The sequence below is a fragment of the Actinomadura vinacea genome, from assembly GCF_039532545.1.
Taxonomy (GTDB): Bacteria; Actinomycetota; Actinomycetes; order Streptosporangiales; family Streptosporangiaceae; genus Spirillospora; species Spirillospora vinacea.
The window spans coordinates 19,941-35,293 of record NZ_BAAARW010000004.1 but is presented as its reverse complement, the minus strand read 5'-3'; the positions used below and the strand labels follow the sequence as shown (position 1 = coordinate 35,293).

Genomic DNA, 15,353 nt, shown 5'->3' with positions numbered 1-15,353 from the left:
CCGTGTCACATGAGGTCACACGAGGGTGGGGTTTGTGGACGACAAGGATCTGGGCACCGACCTGGCGAAGGTGCTGATCCCGGAGGACCGGCTGCGGGCCAAGGTGGGCGAGCTGGCCGCGCAGATCGACGCCGACTACGAGGGCAAGGACCTGCTGCTGGTCGGGGTGCTCAAGGGCGCCGTCATGATCATGGCGGATCTGGCCCGGGAGCTGCACGCACCCGCGTCCATGGACTGGATGGCGGTGTCGTCCTACGGCTCGGGCACCAAGTCCTCGGGCGTGGTCCGGATCCTCAAGGACCTCGACACCGACATCCTGGGCCGGCACGTCCTGATCGTCGAGGACATCATCGACTCCGGGCTGACGCTGTCCTGGCTGGTCAGCAACCTGCGCATGCGCGATCCGGCGTCGCTGGAGATCTGCGCGCTGCTGCGCAAGCCGGAGGCGGTCAAGACCGAGATCGACTGCCGCTACCTGGGCTTCGACATCCCGAACGAGTTCGTCGTGGGCTACGGGCTCGACTACGACGAGAAGTACCGGAACCTGCCGTTCGTCGGGACGCTCGCCCCGCACGTGTACGGCGGGGACGGCGCCTGAACGCCGTTCGCCCCCGGATCTGACAGCACACCGGAACGTCGCTTACCGTGGACGGATGTCCATTAGCGCGTGCGGGTGGCGTTTGGCAAGTGGCCGCGCGCGCTGATGTGACCGGCAGGGAACAAGGGGACGTACCGGATCGTTGCAAGGGGCGTCGGCGGGTATGTGCACTCCGGTGTACCGTCGATATCCCGGGCTCAGTGTCGGGTAGCCATGAAGGAGGCCGTCGCGGTGGCCGGAGCGCCCGGCGCGGAGCTCGTGGTGCAAGGACCCGGTTCACAGTGGCGCGCGTCCCCATGGGACGGGCGAATCGCAAGGTCAGGAGGGACGGGCCCCGAAGGGGTAACCGGATAAATGGACGTGAAGCGCTATTTTCGCGGGCCGCTGCTGTGGATCCTGCTGTTCGGCCTCTTGGTCGCCCTCATCATGTGGGGCGTCAACCCCGGTCGTTCCTACGAGAAGACCGACACCTCCACGGTGGTCCGGGAGATCTCCAGTGGTCAGGTGAAGTCCGCCAAGATCATTGACAAGGATCAACGGATCGAGGTCACGCTCAACAACGGCAAGCAGCAGCAGGCGTCCTGGGTGGACGGCCAGGGGCTGCGCCTCCAGGACCAGCTGCAGCAGCAGGCCAACGCAGGGAAGCTGCCCGGCGGTTACAACGTCGAGGTGCCCAAGCAGAGCATTTTCTTGAACCTGCTGTTCAGCCTGCTGCCCATCGTGGTCATCGTGCTGATCTTCCTGTTCATCATGAACCAGATGCAGGGCGGCGGCTCTCGGGTGATGAACTTCGGCAAGTCCAAGGCCAAGTTGATCACCAAGGACACTCCCAAGACCACCTTCGCCGACGTGGCCGGGGCCGACGAGGCCCTGGAGGAGCTGGAGGAGATCAAGGACTTCCTGCAGAACCCGGCGAAGTTCCAGTCCATCGGCGCCAAGATCCCCAAGGGCGTGCTGCTGTACGGCCCGCCCGGCACCGGTAAGACGCTGCTGGCCCGTGCGGTCGCGGGCGAGGCCGGGGTGCCGTTCTACTCCATCTCCGGTTCCGACTTCGTGGAGATGTTCGTCGGTGTCGGCGCCTCCCGGGTCCGCGACCTGTTCGAGCAGGCCAAGACGAACGCCCCCTCGATCATCTTCATCGACGAGATCGACGCCGTCGGCCGGCACCGCGGCGCGGGGCTCGGCGGCGGCCACGACGAGCGCGAGCAGACCCTCAACCAGCTGCTGGTCGAGATGGACGGCTTCGACGTCAAGGGCGGCGTGATCCTGATCGCCGCGACCAACCGTCCCGACATCCTCGACCCGGCGCTGCTGCGTCCCGGCCGGTTCGACCGGCAGGTCACCGTCGACCGTCCCGACCTGGAGGGCCGCAAGGGCATCCTGCGGGTGCACGGCCGCGGCAAGCCGTTCGCGCCGGACGTCGACCTGGACGTCATCGCCCGCCGCACCCCGGGCTTCACCGGTGCCGACCTGGCCAACGTGATCAATGAGGCGGCGCTGCTGACCGCCCGCTTCGACCGCAAGCTGATCGACATGGACACCCTGGAGGAGTCCATCGACCGGGTCATGGCGGGTCCTGAGCGCAAGACCCGGGTGATGTCGGAGAAGGAAAAGAAGATCATCGCCTACCACGAGGGCGGTCACGCGCTGGTGGCGCACGCGCTGCCGAACTCCGACCCCGTGCACAAGGTGACGATCCTGCCGCGCGGGCGGGCTCTCGGGTACACCATGACCCTGCCGATGGAGGACAAGTTCCTCACCACCCGCTCGGAGATGAGCGACCAGCTGGCGATGCTGCTGGGCGGCCGGACCGCCGAGGAGCTGGTGTTCCACGAGCCGACCACCGGCGCGGCCAACGACATCGAGAAGGCCACCTCGATCGCCCGCAACATGGTCACCGAGTACGGGATGAGCGAGCGCCTGGGCGCCCGCAAGTTCGGCACCGGGCAGGGCGAGGTCTTCCTCGGCCGCGACGTGGGCCATGAGCGCGACTACTCCGAGGACATCGCCTCCGCGATCGACGACGAGGTGCGCCGCTACATCGAGGGCGCGCACGACACCGCGTGGGAGATCCTGGTCGAGTACCGCGAGGTGCTGGACGAGCTGGTGCTCCAGCTCATGGAGAAGGAGACCCTCTCCAAGGACCAGGTGCTGCAGGTCTTCGCGCCGATCCGCAAGCGGCCCCTCCAGAAGTCCTACACCGGCTACGGCAAGCGGACGCCGTCCGACCGGCCGCCGGTGCTGACGCCCAAGGAGCTGGCGCTGATGGGCCCGCAGGACGTCGCCGACCTGACCAAGAACAACGGGCAGGGTGCGACCGCGGCGGAGCCGGCGGCCGATCCAGCGCACGGCGAGAGCTGACACCCTTGGCGATTCCGTACGACGAGGAGCCGCTCAGGGAGGACCCGCCCGGCTTCGATCACGCCCGGATCGAGCGGGCGGTGCGCGAGATCCTGTTCGCGATCGGGGAGAACCCCGATCGCGACGGGCTCCGCGACACCCCCGCCCGGGTGGCCCGTGCCTACGCCGAGCAGTTCGCGGGGCTGCGCCAGGTCCCCGAGGACGCCCTCAGCAAGGTCTTCGAGGCCGACCACGACGAGATGGTCCTGGTCAAGGACATCGAGGTGTACTCCACCTGCGTGCCCAGCAAGCAGAACGTCAACGCGGTCGGCGGCCAGAAGCAGGCGGCCCGTGTGGAGGTCGGTGACGAGCTGTTCACGCTGGTCGAGGGGAAGGTGGAGAAGACCACCGTCACCAAGATCTCGGCGAGGCCGGTACGCGAGCTCGTCGAGGTGGTCACTGAGAAGGGCTCCTTCAAGGTCACCCCGGACCATCCCGTGGCCACTCCGGACGGTTGGATGGAGGCCAAGGACGTCGCCGGGCTCTTCATCGAGTGGACGCATCCGCGGAAGCTCTGCAGAGAGCGGCCCCGGCTGACCTACGGTTACGACTTCGGCTACATGATCGGTGCCATCTGTGCCGATGGCACGGTCGGTAAGAATTACGTGTCCCTGGTCGTCAATGACGTGGAGTATGCGAAGAAGTTCGCGGAGGCGCTCTGGCGTGCCACTGATTTTGACGCGAGGCTGGAACCGGTTTCCCGCCCCTCGGGCTTCACGGGTCTTCCGACACCGGGATATCGAGTGCGGGTCGTCTCCTCGTACCTGGCGGACCTGATGCGCCAGTTCGTGGGTGGCGACGCGCACCACATGCGGCAGCGTTTCCCGCGTGTGGTCCTGCGCGACACCGAGACCTTCCACGGCTTCCTGGACGGTTACATCGATGGTGACGGTTGCAGGTCGAAGACGTCGAACGGCGCCACGATCGTCAGTGGCAATGTTCCCTTCCTGGCGGACCTGGCCCAGGTGGTCGGGGCGCGGTTCACCCCGCGCACCGACCGGGCGTCCGCGCTATGGGTCGCCGACAGTTGGGTCCGCAGGCATGGCTTCAAGGCCGAGTACGACGTGCCCAGTACGCTCCTGGAGTCGGAGTGGGCGAAGGTGCTCGAAGTGCGCCCGATCCATGCTGAGGGCACCAAACCGTACACGGTTTACAGTTTTAAATGCGAGCCACATCCGACATTTTTGATAAGTGGCCATCTAACGCACAATTGCGAACATCACCTGGTGCCGTTCCACGGGCTGGCGCACGTGGGGTACACGCCCAATGAGAAGGGGCAGATCACCGGGCTGTCGAAGCTGGCCCGGCTGGTCGACGTGTTCGCGCGGCGGCCGCAGGTGCAGGAGCGGCTGACCAGCCAGGTCGCCGACGCGGTGATGAACATCCTGGAACCGCGGGGGGTGATCGTGGTGGTGGAGGCCGAGCACCTGTGCATGACCATGCGCGGGGTGCGCAAGCCGGGCGCCAAGACGGTCACCTCCGCGGTACGGGGTGATTTCCGCGACCAGCCGGGGACCCGGGCCGAGGCGATGGGGCTGATCCTGGGCCGCTACTGACCCGTCCCGAAACGATTCTGGAACGCGCCATTCTCGCTGCGCCCGGACCGCCGCCGCCGGTGGTCCGGGCGCACGCGTGCGCGGCCCCCGCGGTGTGATCAAGGGCGCGGGGCCGGGGCGTGGAACGGTCGGCGGCAGGGCATAGGCTGGTGCGCATGACCGGTGCCGATGTTCCGGGCCTGCCCGCGCCGGGGCGGTGCCTTGTGATGGGCGTGGTCAACGTGACGCCCGACTCCTTCTCCGACGGCGGCGCCTGGTTCGACGTCGACAAGGCCATCCGGCACGGGTTCGACCTGGTCGCCGAGGGCGCCGACATCATCGACGTGGGCGGGGAGTCGACCCGTCCCGGCGCGCAGCGGGTGTCCCGCGAGGAGGAGTTGCGCCGGGTCGTCCCGGTGATCGAGGCGCTGGCCGAGGCGGACGTCCCGGTGAGCGTCGACACGATGCGCGCCGAGGTGGCCGAGGCCGCCGTGGCGGCCGGGGCCAGGCTGGTGAACGACGTCAGCGGCGGCCTGGCCGACCCCGACATGCCCCGCGCGGTCGCGGCGGCGCGCGTGCCGTACGTCGTGATGCACTGGCGCGGCCACAGCCACGACATGCAGACCCGGGCCGTCTACGCCGACGTGGTCCGCGAGGTGCGCGAGGAACTGCTGCGCCGGGTAGAAGCGGTACTGCGCTGCGGCGTCGACCCGTCCATGATCGTCCTGGATCCGGGGCTGGGGTTCGCCAAGAGCCCCGAGGCGGGGCACAACTGGTCGCTCATCGCCCACCTGGACGCCCTGCGCGAGACCGGCTACCCGGTCCTGGTGGGCGCGTCCCGCAAGCGGTTCCTGGGCAGGCTGCTGGCCGGGCCCGACGGGACGCCGCGCGCCTTCACCGACTGCGACGACGCCACGGTCGCGGTCACGGCGCTGGCCGCCGCGGCCGGAACCTGGTGCGTCCGGGTGCACCGCGTGCGGCCCAACGCCGACGCCGTGCGGGTCGCCGCCGCCGTCCGGGCCGCGGCGGAGGGCCGGCCGGAGGGAGCGCGGCTCCGTGAGTAACGCCGTCGACCGCGCCCAGCTGGAGGAGGCCAACGCCGAGTTCTACGCGGCGTTCGAGGCAGGCGATCTCGACCGGATGGGCGCGGTCTGGGCGGAAGGCCCGTACGCGGCCGCCGTGACGTGCGTGCACCCGGGCTGGTCGATGCTGCGCGGCCGGGACGAGGTACTGCGCTCCTGGGCGCTGATCATGGCCAACACCAGCTACATCCAGTTCGTGCTGACCGACGTCCGCACCGACGTCTACGGCGATCAGGCCGTGGTGACCTGCAAGGAGAACATCCTCACCGCCGACGAGGACAGCGATGCCGGTTTCCTGGCCGGGGGAAGCATCGTGGCCTCCAACGTGTTCGTCCGCGCCGGCGGGGAATGGCGTCTCCTGCTGCACCACGGATCCCCCATCTTGAACGGCGCAGAGGAAGAATGAGCCGCACAGAATGACCCTCGACCACCTGGACCAGATCGAGCTGCGCGGACTCCGCGCCCGGGGGCGGCACGGCGTGCTCCCCGCCGAACGCGAGCTCGGCCAGGAGTTCGTGGTCGACGTCGTGCTGGGCCTCGACACCGGCCCCGCGGCGGACGGTGACGATCTGTCGCGTACCGTCGACTATGGATCGCTCGCGAGCCGGCTGGTCGCCGTCGTCGAGGGGGAGCCCGTCAACCTCATCGAGACGCTGGCCGCACGCCTGGCGGCGGTCTGCCTGCAAGACGCGACGGTGGCGGAGGCCCAGGTCACCGTCCACAAGCCCAGTGCCCCGGTGCCGCACCCCTTCACGGACGTGGCCGTGAAGATCAGGAGGAGTCGCCCATGACAGCGTCCGATCGCATGCCCGACCGCACCGCGACCGGCGGCCACATGCTGGTCGCCCATCGCGTCGTGTTCTCGCTCGGCAGCAACCTCGGCGATCGTCTGGACAACATCCAGGAGGCCGTCGACGCGCTGTTCGACGCCCCCGGGCTCACCTTCGTGGCGCTGTCCCCGGTCTACGAGACGGCGCCGTACGCCCCGCCCGGCGAGGAGATCCCCGAGCAGGGCGACTATCTGAACATCGTCCTGGTGGCCGACACCCGGCTGCCACCGGAGAACCTGCTGGAGCGCGTCCTGAACATCGAGAACTCGATGCGGCGGACGCGGGAGGTCCGCTGGGGGCCGCGCACTCTCGACATCGACATCGTGGTGTTCGGCAACGTCAGCATGGACGACCCCGACCTGACGCTGCCGCACCCCCGCGCGCACGAGCGGGCGTTCGTGCTGGTGCCGTGGGCCGACATCGAGCCGGACGTGCTGCTGGCCGGCCACGGCCGGGTCGGCGACCTGGCCGCGGCCAAGACCGCCGCGGAGGGCCCGCTGCGCCGCCGCGACGACCTGAGCCTCCAGCCCCCTGCATGAGCGTGCCGGAGGGGCGCGGCTCCGCCCGGACCGAGAAGCGAGGGACGAATACCGCATGAAGCCGACCCGGCCGGCACCCCTTGTCGCCACGGTGGTCGTCGTCGCGCTGATCACCTGGGCGGTGCTGAAGACCGCCTACGTCACCCTGCCGCCGCTGCCGTGGACGGCCGTCCCGACGCTGCTGCTGCTCGCGCTCGGCGAGGGCGTCACCGGCTGGAACACGCTGCGGCGGATCCGCCGCAAGCCCGGGACGCGGCCGGTGGAGCCGCTGGTCGTGGCGCGGATGGCGGCGCTGGGGAAGGCGAGCGCGCACGCGGCGGCGGTGCTGGCCGGGGTGTTCGCCGGGTTCGCGCTGGGGCTGAGCGACTCGCTCGACAAGCAGACCCCGCGCGACGACTTCTTCGTCAGCGTCGGCACGTTCCTGGCCGCCGTGGTGCTGGTCGGCGCGGCCTACTTCCTGGAGTACGCGTGCCGCGTCCCGAAGGATCCCGACGAGGAGGCCCACGACCGCGGCCGCTCCCGCGCTTAGGGGGTGTTTCATAAGTCTCGTCCGTAGCAGGACAGCAGGCTTATGAAACCCTTCCTTGGGGCGTGATCGCGGCGTGCGGCCGCGGGTGCCGGTCACTTGTCGATGTCGCCGACGACGAAGAACATCGAGCCGAGGATGGCGATCATGTCGGCGACCAGGTTGCCGGGCAGCAGTTCCGACAGCACCTGGATGTTGTTGTACGACGCGGACCGCAGCTTCAGCCGCCACGGGGTCTTCTCGCCGCGCGAGACGAGGTAGTAGCCGTTGATGCCGAGCGGGTTCTCCGTCCAGGCGTAGGTGTGCCCCTCGGGGACCTTCAGCACCTTGGGGAGCCGCTGGTTGATCGGGCCGGGCGGCAGCTCGGCGAGGCGGTCCAGGCACGCGTCGGCCAGGTCGAGCGAGGCGTGCACCTGGTCGAACAGGCACTCGAAACGGGCCAGGCAGTCGCCCTCGGTCCGGGTGACGATCCGCGGCTCCAGTTCGCCGTAGGCCAGGTACGGCTCGTCCCGGCGCAGGTCGAAGTCGACGCCGGCGGCGCGGGCGATGGGGCCCGACACCCCGTACTGCAGGATCTGCTCGCGGGTGAGGACGCCCACGCCGCGGGTGCGGGCGCGGAAGATCTCGTTTCCCATGATCAGGTTGCCGATGTCGTCCAGGCCGGAGCGGACGCCGGCGACGGCGCGGCGGGCCCGGCCGGTCCAGCCCGCGGGCAGGTCCTCCTTCAGGCCGCCGACCCGGTTGAACATGTAGTGCATGCGGCCGCCGGAGATCTCCTCCATCACCCGCTGCAGCGTCTCCCGCTCCCGGAACGAGTAGAAGATCGGTGTGATCGCGCCTACTTCCAGGGGGTAGGAGCCCAGGAACATCAGGTGGTTGAGCACCCGGTTCAGCTCGGCCAGCAGCGTCCGGGCCCACACGGCGCGGGCGGGCGTCTCCATGCCGAGCATCCGCTCGACGGCCAGCACCACGCCCAGCTCGCTGGAGAACGCCGACAGCCAGTCGTGCCGGTTGGCCAGCACGATGATCTGCCGGAAGTCGCGGACCTCGAACAGCTTCTCCGCACCCCGGTGCATGTAGCCGACGATCGGTTCGGCCGCGGCGATCCGCTCCCCGTCCAGGGCCAGCCGCAACCGCAGCACCCCGTGCGTGGACGGATGCTGCGGGCCGATGTTGAGGACCATGTCCTCGGTGGCCAGTTCCTTCGCCCCGGCCCCCACCCCGACGATCCGTTCGGTGGTCATGGGCACGCTCCTGCGTTCACTCAATATCTGGGGTGGAAGCCCCGTCCCTTCGGCTTGGGAGGAAGCACCTCCACTTGCTCATATTCTGTCGGTCCCTCTCACTAGTCTCGCTCAGGTGCCCCGTTACCGTCTTCGGCCGACGCCCGCGCAGGAGCGGGCGCTGGCCGAGCCCTGCGCACATGCCAGGTTTGTATGGAATCTAGCGTGCGAGCAGCATGCGCAGTGGCGGCCGGGACGCGGGTCGGCGCCGGGGTTCGCCGAGCAGTGTCGGCAGCTCAGCCAGGCGCGATCGGAGTCCGCGTGGCTGCGGGCCGGGTCGGTCACCGTACAACAGCAAGCTCTCAAAGACTTCGCTCAGGCCATGGCGAACTTCTTCGCCGGTACACATCGCCGTCCGACCTGGCGCAAGGCCGGGCGGCACGAAGGCTTCCGGATCGTGGCTGTGCGACCGGGGGATATGCGGCGCCTGTCGCGCCGAGTAGGCGAGGTGAGGGTCCCGAAGGTGGGGTGGGTGCGGTTCCGCTGGTCCCGTCCGGTGCCCGACGGGGTGAAATCCTACCGAGTCACCTGCGACCGGGCCGGACGCTGGCACGTGGCGTTCGCGCACGTGCCGGCGTCCACCCCGGCGCCTGGCACGGGCCAGGTGGCCGGGGTCGACCGGGGCGTGGCCGTGTCCGCCGCGCTGTCGACTGCTGCAGACTCGCGGTCGCGGGGGCGTTTCCTGTTGACTGGTCTACGAATAGGCGTCCCCTTCCGCAATCGGTAGATCACCTGATGAATCCAGAATCAGCCCATCACCCCGGGGTGCCCCCGCCAGGGCCGCCCGCCGCGCCCGGCCCTGGCGCGCCGCAGACGGTCGTCACCCCGGCCGACACCCCTGCCGCCCACTACCCGTCCGACCAGGCGTTCGCGCCCGGCGCCGGGCTGGCGTGGGCGCCCGTCTCCAAGCGCTTCACCTGGCACCGCCGCGTCTCGGCCACGCTGACCGCCGTGCCGGTGGGCGCGCTCGGGGCGCTGGTGGTGTTCCGCGGCAGCGGGACGCTCGGGACGGTGCTGTGGGTCGCCGTCGTCCTGCTGGCCGTCGTGCTGGCGTGGATCGTGGCCGAGCTGGCGTACCGGTCGTACGGCTACGCCGAGCGCTCCGACGACCTGATCGTGACGCAGGGCGTCTTCGTCAAGCGGCTGATCGTCGTGCCTTACGGCCGGATGCAGTTCGTGGACGTCACCGCGGGCCTGCTGGAGCGCTGGATGGGCATCGCGACCGTCCGGATGCACACCGCGGCGGCCGCGACCGACGCGGAGATCCCCGGCCTGCCCGCCGCCGAGGCCGCCCTTCTGCGCGACCGTCTCGCGCAGAAGGGCGAGGAACGGAGCATGGGGCTTTGAGCGGACCCCCAGCCGGCCCTCATCCCGGTGGTCCTTACGGGCAGGGCCACGGGCCGCCTCCGGGCGGTCCACCGCCTGGAGGGCCTTACGGCCCGTACAACCAGCCCCAGAGTCCCTATGGGCAGCCTCAGGTTCCTTACAGGCACCCACAGCCGCCGTACGGGCAGCCCTATGGCCCGTACGGCCCGTACGGGCAGCCAGGCCCTGGCTATGGGCAACCGCCGGGTGCTTACCGGCCCGCACCGCCTCCCGTGCGCTTCTCCGAAGGCACGCACCGCCTGCACTGGGCGACGGCGCCGCTGCGCGCGTTCGTGTTCTTCATCATCTACTTCGTCCTGCTGGGTTTCTCGCTGCTGCTGGAGCAGACCGACCGCGGGGTCGCTCTGGTGCTCACGCCAGAGCAGCTGTTCACGTTCGTGGTGGTGACCATTCCCTTCATGGTCATCGCCGGGGTCGCGGGCCTGTGGGGCTGGCTGGCGCTGCGGTTCCGCATCGACGGCGACGACCTGGTGGTGGAGACCGGGCTGCTGCGCAAGCGCAGGCGCCGGATCCCGCTGTCGCGCGTCCAGGCGATCGACATCGTCCGCCCGCTGGTGACGCGGCTGTTCGCGCTCGCCGAGGTGCGGGTGGAGCTGGCGGGCGGCGGGCAGAGCGAGATCGCGCTGCGCTACCTGGGCCGGCACGCGGCGCAGCAGTTGCGGGCCGAGCTGCTGGCCCGGGCCGCCGGCCTGCCCGGCCACACCCCCGAGGCGCCGGAGCGGCCGCTGTGGCGGGTCCCGTTCGGCGCCCTGTTCGGTTCGCTGGTGCTGAAGCTGCCGGTGCTGGGCACGCTGCTGCTGTTCCTCGGCTCGCTGTTCTTCATGTTCCTCTTCGTGGAGGGCGGGCTGCTGGTCGTCCTGGTGCTGATGCTGCTGGGCCTGGTCAGGGGCGTCCTGGCGCCGCTGGTCACCTACGCCAACGGCACCGTGGCGATGTCGCCGGACGGGGTCCGGGTGCGGTACGGCCTGCTGGAGACCCGGATGCAGACGGTGCCGCCAGGACGGGTGCAGGCGGTCGGGATCGTGGAGCCGCTGCTGTGGCGGTCGTTCGGCTGGGCACGGCTGGACGTGACCGTGGCCGGGTACGCGGGCGAGCGGCAGGCGCTGTCGTCGGTGCTGCTGCCGCTGGCGCCCCGCCATGTCGCGGTGTACCTGGCCGGGCAGATCTTCCCGGGCGCCAACGTGGACGCGGTGCCGCTGCTGCCCGCCTCGTCCCGTTCGGTGGCGCTGGAGCGGGCGGACGGCGCCGGCACCGACGACACGGTGTTCGTGACCCGGCGGGGCCTGCTGTGCCGCCGGACCGACGTGATCGCGCACGCTCGGGCGCAGAGCGTGCGGCTGACGGTCAATCCGCTGCAGCGGATACTGGGGCTGGCGACGGTCCACGTCGATGCCCCGCCCGGCCCGGTCCAGGTGGCAGCCCCCGACCGCGACCTCGGCGAGGCGCGGGCGATCGTGGAGGCCACCGCGCGGCGGGCGCAGGCGGCCCGCAGGTCGGCTTCGGGCGATCCGGGCCGATGGGCGGCCCGCTGACCCGTCCTGCCGGACATGGCGCTTTTCGCCGGTGCGGTACCAATCTCGGCATTATCGTCGCGGCATGAGCGCTTTAGCGGTTTATGACCCATGGGTCGCGGAGTTCGTCGCGGATCCCTATCCCGCCTTCGCCGCGCTGCGCGCCGAACGGCCGGTGTTCTTCCACGAGCCGACCGGCCAGTGGGTGATCTCCCGGTACGGGGACGTGGACGCGCTGCTCCGGGACCGCCGGCTCGGCCGCTCCTACCTGCACGTCGCCGGCCACGAGGAGTTCGGACGGGAGCCGGAGGCGGAGTTCCTGCGGCCGTTCTGGGACCTGATCAGGGCCGGGATGCTGGACGTGGAGCCGCCCGTCCACACCCGGCTGCGGCGGCTGGTGTCCAGGGCGTTCACCGCCCGGATGGTCGAGGGGCTGCGGCCGATGGTCCGCGGGCTGGCCGAGGAGCTGGCCGGCGCGCTGGTGGACGAGGGCGGCGGCGACCTGGTGGCCGGGGTGGCCGAGCCGCTGCCGGTGAACGTCATCGCCGAGATGCTGGGCGTGCCGGTCGAGGACCGTCCGCTGCTGCGCCCCTGGTCGGCCGACATCTGCGGGATGTACGAGCTGAACCCGTCGGAGGAGGCGCAGCGGACGGCGGTGCGCGCGGCCGTGGAGTTCTCCGACTACCTGCGCGGGCTGGCCCGTGCCCGCCGGGCCGACCCGCGCGACGACCTGATCAGTGCGCTCGCCCAGGTGGTGGACGAGGGCGGCGACCGGCTCACCGAGGACGAGCTGATCGGCACCTGCGTGCTGCTCCTCAACGCCGGGCACGAGGGCACGGTCAACGCCACCGGCAACGGCTGGTGGTCGCTGTTCCGCCACCCGGACGAGCTGGCGCGGCTCCGCGCCGACCCGTCCCTCATGCCGGCCGCGGTCGAGGAGCTGCTGCGGTACGACACCTCGTTGCCGATGTTCGAACGCTGGGTGCTGGAGGACATCGAGGTCGCGGGCGTCGGAATCCCGCGCGGGTCCGAGGTGGCGCTGCAGCTGGCCGCGGCCAACCGCGACCCGGAGGTCTTCGCCGAGCCCGACCGACTCGACCTGGGCCGCGACCCGAACCCGCACATCTCCTTCGGGCTCGGCATCCACTACTGCCTGGGCGCGCCGCTGACCCGGATCGAGCTGGCCGAGTCGTACGGGGCGCTGCTACGGCTCGCGCCCGGCATGCGGCTCGCCGAAGAGCCGCGGTGGAAGCCCGGATTCGTGCTGCGCGGGCTGCGGGATCTGCACGTCGAGATCTGAGGCGCCGCGATCCGAGGCGCCGCGCCCGGCCAGCCCCGCCAGCGGTTCCGGGATCGGGATGCCGGCGGTCTGGACGAGCCAGCCGAAGCCGCCCAGGCCGCCGGGGTCGATGAGTTCGGCGTCCTCGCCCGCGGCGCCGAGCGCGACCAGGTAGCCGCGCGGGTCGCGGCCGGCCAGCTCCAGCGGCGGGCGGCCGCCGGTGACGCCCAGCGCGCGCAGGGCCGCGCGCTGGGTGGTGAGGAGCGTGGCGGCGGCCCCCGCCGCCTGGCCCGCGACGGCGCACGCGTCGAGCGCGACATGGGCGGTCACGTCGCAGGAGCCGTCCGGTACGGCGGGCACGGTCGCGCCGTCGCGGTAGCCGGTGAGGGTGCCGTACACCGGGCGGGCCGCGCGGACGTGCGAGTAGTCCATCGCCACCGCCAGCCCGCGGCTCAGCCGCCGGACGACCGCGGCCCACGCGGCGCAGCGCGGCCCGCCGATCTCGGCGCGGTCGCCGGGCTCGCGCAGCGGCCACCAGCGCTCCAGCCAGTCGGCGTCGGCGGCGCCCAGTGGCGGGCCGGGGCTCTCCTCCCCGGTGACCGGGTCGACCAGGACGGTGCGCGGGCCGTCGGGGGTGTGCTCGACCACGTCCAGCGGCACGTTGTCCAGCCACTCGTTGGCGATGACCAGGCCGGTGATCTCGCCGGGCAGGGCGTCCCGCCAGCGCACCCGGGCGGGGATCCCGGCGGGGCGCGGGGCGATCTCGACCGCGGTGAGCGCGAGCCGCTCCGCCAGCTCGGCCGGGACGTTCGCGGCGACGCCGGTCAGCAACCGGCCGCTGCCGGCGCCGACGTCGACCAGGTCGAGCCGGTCGGGCCGGCCGAGCGCGGCGTCGACCTCGACCAGCACGCGGGCGAGCGCCGCGGCGAAGCGTCCGGACACGTGCACCGAGGTGCGGAAGTGCTCGGCCGGTCGCTCGCCTCGCCGGTAGAAGCCGTCCGGCCCGTAAAGTGCCCGCTCCATCGCGGTCCGCCACGTCAGCAACGCCCCCACGCCAGCGACGTTACCCGGACCGGCGGGGCGGCGCGCCCATCCTCGGGTCGTACCCGGGTCCGACTCCGGGGGGATCCAGGGACGATCGGCGTGAAAGTACTCTTCCGGCATGGTCAGCAGAGTCTGGGCGTGGTTCCGTGGCGCGCGGCCGGTGGTGGACGCCCTGCGCTCGCGTCCCCTCGTGGACGTGTTCCTCGCACTCCCGCTCTCCCTGTACGCGCTGACCGGCCTGCTGGGCGACACCTACGACGTGTCGAGACCGATGTACCTGGTGTGGAATGCCGGGCTGCTGGCGCCGCTGGTGCTGCGGCGGACCTACCCGCGCGCGGTGTTCGCGTTGATCTGCCTGGTGTGTTTCGCCCAGGTGGTGGTGAACGTGCCGATCCTGCCCTCGAACATGAGCGTGCTGATGGGCCTTTACACGGTCGCGGCCGGGCCGTCGATCCGCTGGGGTGTGGCCGCCGCGCTGGTCACCGTGGGGGGCGTGTTCCTGGGGACGGCCCGGTACGTGGGCGGGTGGGGGGACCAGAAGTACGGGCTGCTCTTGGGCTCGGTCTTCGTGGCCGGGGTGTGGCTGCTGGGGTTGCACATGCGCACGCGGCGGGCGTACCTGCGCTCGGTGGAGGAGCGGGCGGCGCGGCTCGAGCGCGAGCGCGACGCCGAGCTGCAGATCGCCAAGGCGGGCGAGCGCGCCCGGATCGCGCGCGAGCTGCACGACGTCGTGGCGCACAACGTCAGCGTGATCGTGGTGCAGGCGGACGGCGCCTCGTTCGCGATCGACTCCGACACCGGGCGGGCCCGGCAGGCGCTGGAGACGATCTCCTCGACGGGGCGGACCGCGCTGGCGGAGATGCGCCGGATGCTGGGCGTGCTGCGGGAGGACGGCGACGCCGGCTCGTACACGCCGCAGCCGGGTGTGGCGCAGCTGGCCGAGCTGGTGGAGCAGATCCGCGGGTCCGGGCTGCCGCTGGAGTTCGCGGTGGAGGGCGTGCCGCTGGAGCTGTCGGAGGGCCGGCAGCTGACGGTCTTCCGGATCGCGCAGGAGGCGCTGACCAACACCCTCAAGCACGGCGGACCCCGTGCGGCGGCGCGGGTGCTGCTCCACTACGGTGACGACGCGATCGAGATCAGGATCACCGACGACGGCCGCGGCGCCGCCGCCCGCTCCGACGGGCGGGGGCACGGCCTGGTGGGGATGCGGGAGCGGGTCGCGGTGTACGGCGGCGAGGTCCGGGCGGGCCCGCGGGCCGGCGGCGGTTTCGAGGTGGTGGCGCGGATCCCGGTTCGCGAAGAGGTCCGGCGATGAGCGGGGTGCCGCGTTGAATGGGGTG

14 protein-coding genes and 2 pseudogenes are annotated in these 15,353 nt (G+C 71.2%); 14 read left to right on the top strand and 2 right to left on the bottom strand.

The features are described 5' to 3' along the window. Nucleotides 1–34 precede the first annotated feature (34 nt). The 9 genes and pseudogenes from hpt (at nt 35) to ABD340_RS05945 (ending at nt 7,513) form a co-directional block, all read left to right on the top strand. Nucleotides 35–598, top strand: coding sequence for a hypoxanthine phosphoribosyltransferase (hpt, locus tag ABD340_RS05985; RefSeq protein ID WP_344587494.1), 564 nt, complete (start codon nt 35–37; stop codon nt 596–598). A 354-nt stretch (nt 599–952) separates the two neighbouring features. Beyond that, nucleotides 953–2,959: an ATP-dependent zinc metalloprotease FtsH gene (ftsH, locus tag ABD340_RS05980; RefSeq protein ID WP_344587493.1), complete on the top strand. Its 2,007-nt coding sequence runs from the start codon at nt 953–955 to the stop codon at nt 2,957–2,959. Nucleotides 2,960–2,964: 5 nt separating this feature from the next. Continuing rightward, a pseudogene (locus ABD340_RS05975) lies at nt 2,965–3,237 on the top strand (GTP cyclohydrolase I); the annotation flags it as partial. A gap of 960 nt (nt 3,238–4,197) precedes the next feature. Further along, nucleotides 4,198–4,554, top strand: a pseudogene (gene folE / locus ABD340_RS05970) (GTP cyclohydrolase I); the annotation flags it as partial. Between the two features lie 155 nt (nt 4,555–4,709). Continuing rightward, entirely contained in the window at nt 4,710–5,597 is an 888-nt protein-coding gene (gene folP, locus ABD340_RS05965; protein WP_344587491.1) for a dihydropteroate synthase, read from the top strand. Beyond that, on the top strand, nt 5,590–6,021 hold the full coding sequence (locus ABD340_RS05960; RefSeq protein ID WP_344587490.1) for a nuclear transport factor 2 family protein: 432 nt from the start codon (nt 5,590–5,592) through the stop codon (nt 6,019–6,021). Before folP ends, ABD340_RS05960 begins: the two co-directional genes overlap by 8 nt. Before the next feature lie 10 nt (nt 6,022–6,031). Continuing rightward, nucleotides 6,032–6,406 carry a dihydroneopterin aldolase gene (gene folB, locus ABD340_RS05955; RefSeq protein WP_344587489.1) on the top strand — a complete coding sequence of 125 codons (375 nt, stop codon included), beginning with the start codon at nt 6,032–6,034 and terminating at the stop codon, nt 6,404–6,406. Then, entirely contained in the window at nt 6,403–6,984 is a 582-nt protein-coding gene (gene folK / locus ABD340_RS05950) for a 2-amino-4-hydroxy-6-hydroxymethyldihydropteridine diphosphokinase (RefSeq protein WP_344587488.1), read from the top strand. The genes folB and folK overlap by 4 nt, the downstream gene beginning before the upstream one ends. A gap of 55 nt (nt 6,985–7,039) precedes the next feature. Continuing rightward, complete coding sequence (locus ABD340_RS05945; RefSeq protein WP_344587487.1) at nt 7,040–7,513, top strand: DUF3180 domain-containing protein; 474 nt, start codon at nt 7,040–7,042, stop codon at nt 7,511–7,513. Between the two features lie 92 nt (nt 7,514–7,605). Here the strand turns inward: ABD340_RS05945 and ABD340_RS05940 are convergent, their stop codons facing one another. Next, nucleotides 7,606–8,754, bottom strand: coding sequence for an NADH-quinone oxidoreductase subunit D (locus ABD340_RS05940; protein WP_344587486.1), 1,149 nt, complete (start codon nt 8,752–8,754; stop codon nt 7,606–7,608). Here ABD340_RS05940 and ABD340_RS47885 point away from each other — a divergent pair. The 4 genes from ABD340_RS47885 to ABD340_RS05925 all read left to right on the top strand — a co-directional run bounded on the left by ABD340_RS47885 (nt 8,681) and on the right by ABD340_RS05925 (nt 12,990). Next, the gene (locus tag ABD340_RS47885) at nt 8,681–9,520 is read left to right on the top strand and encodes an RNA-guided endonuclease InsQ/TnpB family protein (protein ID WP_425547318.1); all 840 of its coding nucleotides are present in this window, start codon (nt 8,681–8,683) and stop codon (nt 9,518–9,520) included. The genes ABD340_RS05940 and ABD340_RS47885 overlap by 74 nt on opposite strands. A gap of 38 nt (nt 9,521–9,558) precedes the next feature. Beyond that, a complete protein-coding gene (locus tag ABD340_RS05935) occupies nt 9,559–10,140 on the top strand; it encodes a PH domain-containing protein (RefSeq protein WP_344587485.1) in 582 nt (193 codons plus the stop codon). 251 nt (nt 10,141–10,391) lie between these two features. Beyond that, nucleotides 10,392–11,711 (top strand): PH domain-containing protein, encoded by a 1,320-nt coding sequence (locus ABD340_RS05930; protein ID WP_344587484.1) that lies wholly within the window; start codon nt 10,392–10,394, stop codon nt 11,709–11,711. 64 nt (nt 11,712–11,775) lie between these two features. After that, nucleotides 11,776–12,990 carry a cytochrome P450 gene (locus ABD340_RS05925; protein ID WP_344587483.1) on the top strand — a complete coding sequence of 405 codons (1,215 nt, stop codon included), beginning with the start codon at nt 11,776–11,778 and terminating at the stop codon, nt 12,988–12,990. Here ABD340_RS05925 and ABD340_RS05920 read toward each other — a convergent pair. Further along, nucleotides 12,895–14,022 (bottom strand): SAM-dependent methyltransferase, encoded by a 1,128-nt coding sequence (locus ABD340_RS05920; protein ID WP_344587481.1) that lies wholly within the window; start codon nt 14,020–14,022, stop codon nt 12,895–12,897. The two genes, ABD340_RS05925 and ABD340_RS05920, sit on opposite strands and share 96 nt — an antisense overlap. A gap of 109 nt (nt 14,023–14,131) precedes the next feature. Here ABD340_RS05920 and ABD340_RS05915 point away from each other — a divergent pair, with 109 nt between their 5' ends. Beyond that, a complete protein-coding gene (locus tag ABD340_RS05915) occupies nt 14,132–15,328 on the top strand; it encodes a sensor histidine kinase (RefSeq protein ID WP_344587480.1) in 1,197 nt (398 codons plus the stop codon). Nucleotides 15,329–15,353 lie beyond the last annotated feature (25 nt).

Bases quoted from the DNA above. Each gene is read 5' to 3' on its own strand.
- folK (WP_344587488.1), top strand. From the start codon at position 6,403: ATGACAGCGTCCGATCGCATGCCCGACCGCACCGCGACCGGCGGCCAC.
- ABD340_RS05940 (WP_344587486.1), bottom strand. From the start codon at position 8,754: ATGACCACCGAACGGATCGTCGGGGTGGGGGCCGGGGCGAAGGAACTG.
- folP (WP_344587491.1), top strand. From the start codon at position 4,710: ATGACCGGTGCCGATGTTCCGGGCCTGCCCGCGCCGGGGCGGTGCCTT.
- ABD340_RS05925 (WP_344587483.1), top strand. From the start codon at position 11,776: ATGAGCGCTTTAGCGGTTTATGACCCATGGGTCGCGGAGTTCGTCGCG.
- folB (WP_344587489.1), top strand. From the start codon at position 6,032: ATGACCCTCGACCACCTGGACCAGATCGAGCTGCGCGGACTCCGCGCC.
- ftsH (WP_344587493.1), top strand. From the start codon at position 953: ATGGACGTGAAGCGCTATTTTCGCGGGCCGCTGCTGTGGATCCTGCTG.
- ABD340_RS05945 (WP_344587487.1), top strand. From the start codon at position 7,040: ATGAAGCCGACCCGGCCGGCACCCCTTGTCGCCACGGTGGTCGTCGTC.
- ABD340_RS47885 (WP_425547318.1), top strand. From the start codon at position 8,681: ATGTTGAGGACCATGTCCTCGGTGGCCAGTTCCTTCGCCCCGGCCCCC.
- ABD340_RS05915 (WP_344587480.1), top strand. From the start codon at position 14,132: ATGGTCAGCAGAGTCTGGGCGTGGTTCCGTGGCGCGCGGCCGGTGGTG.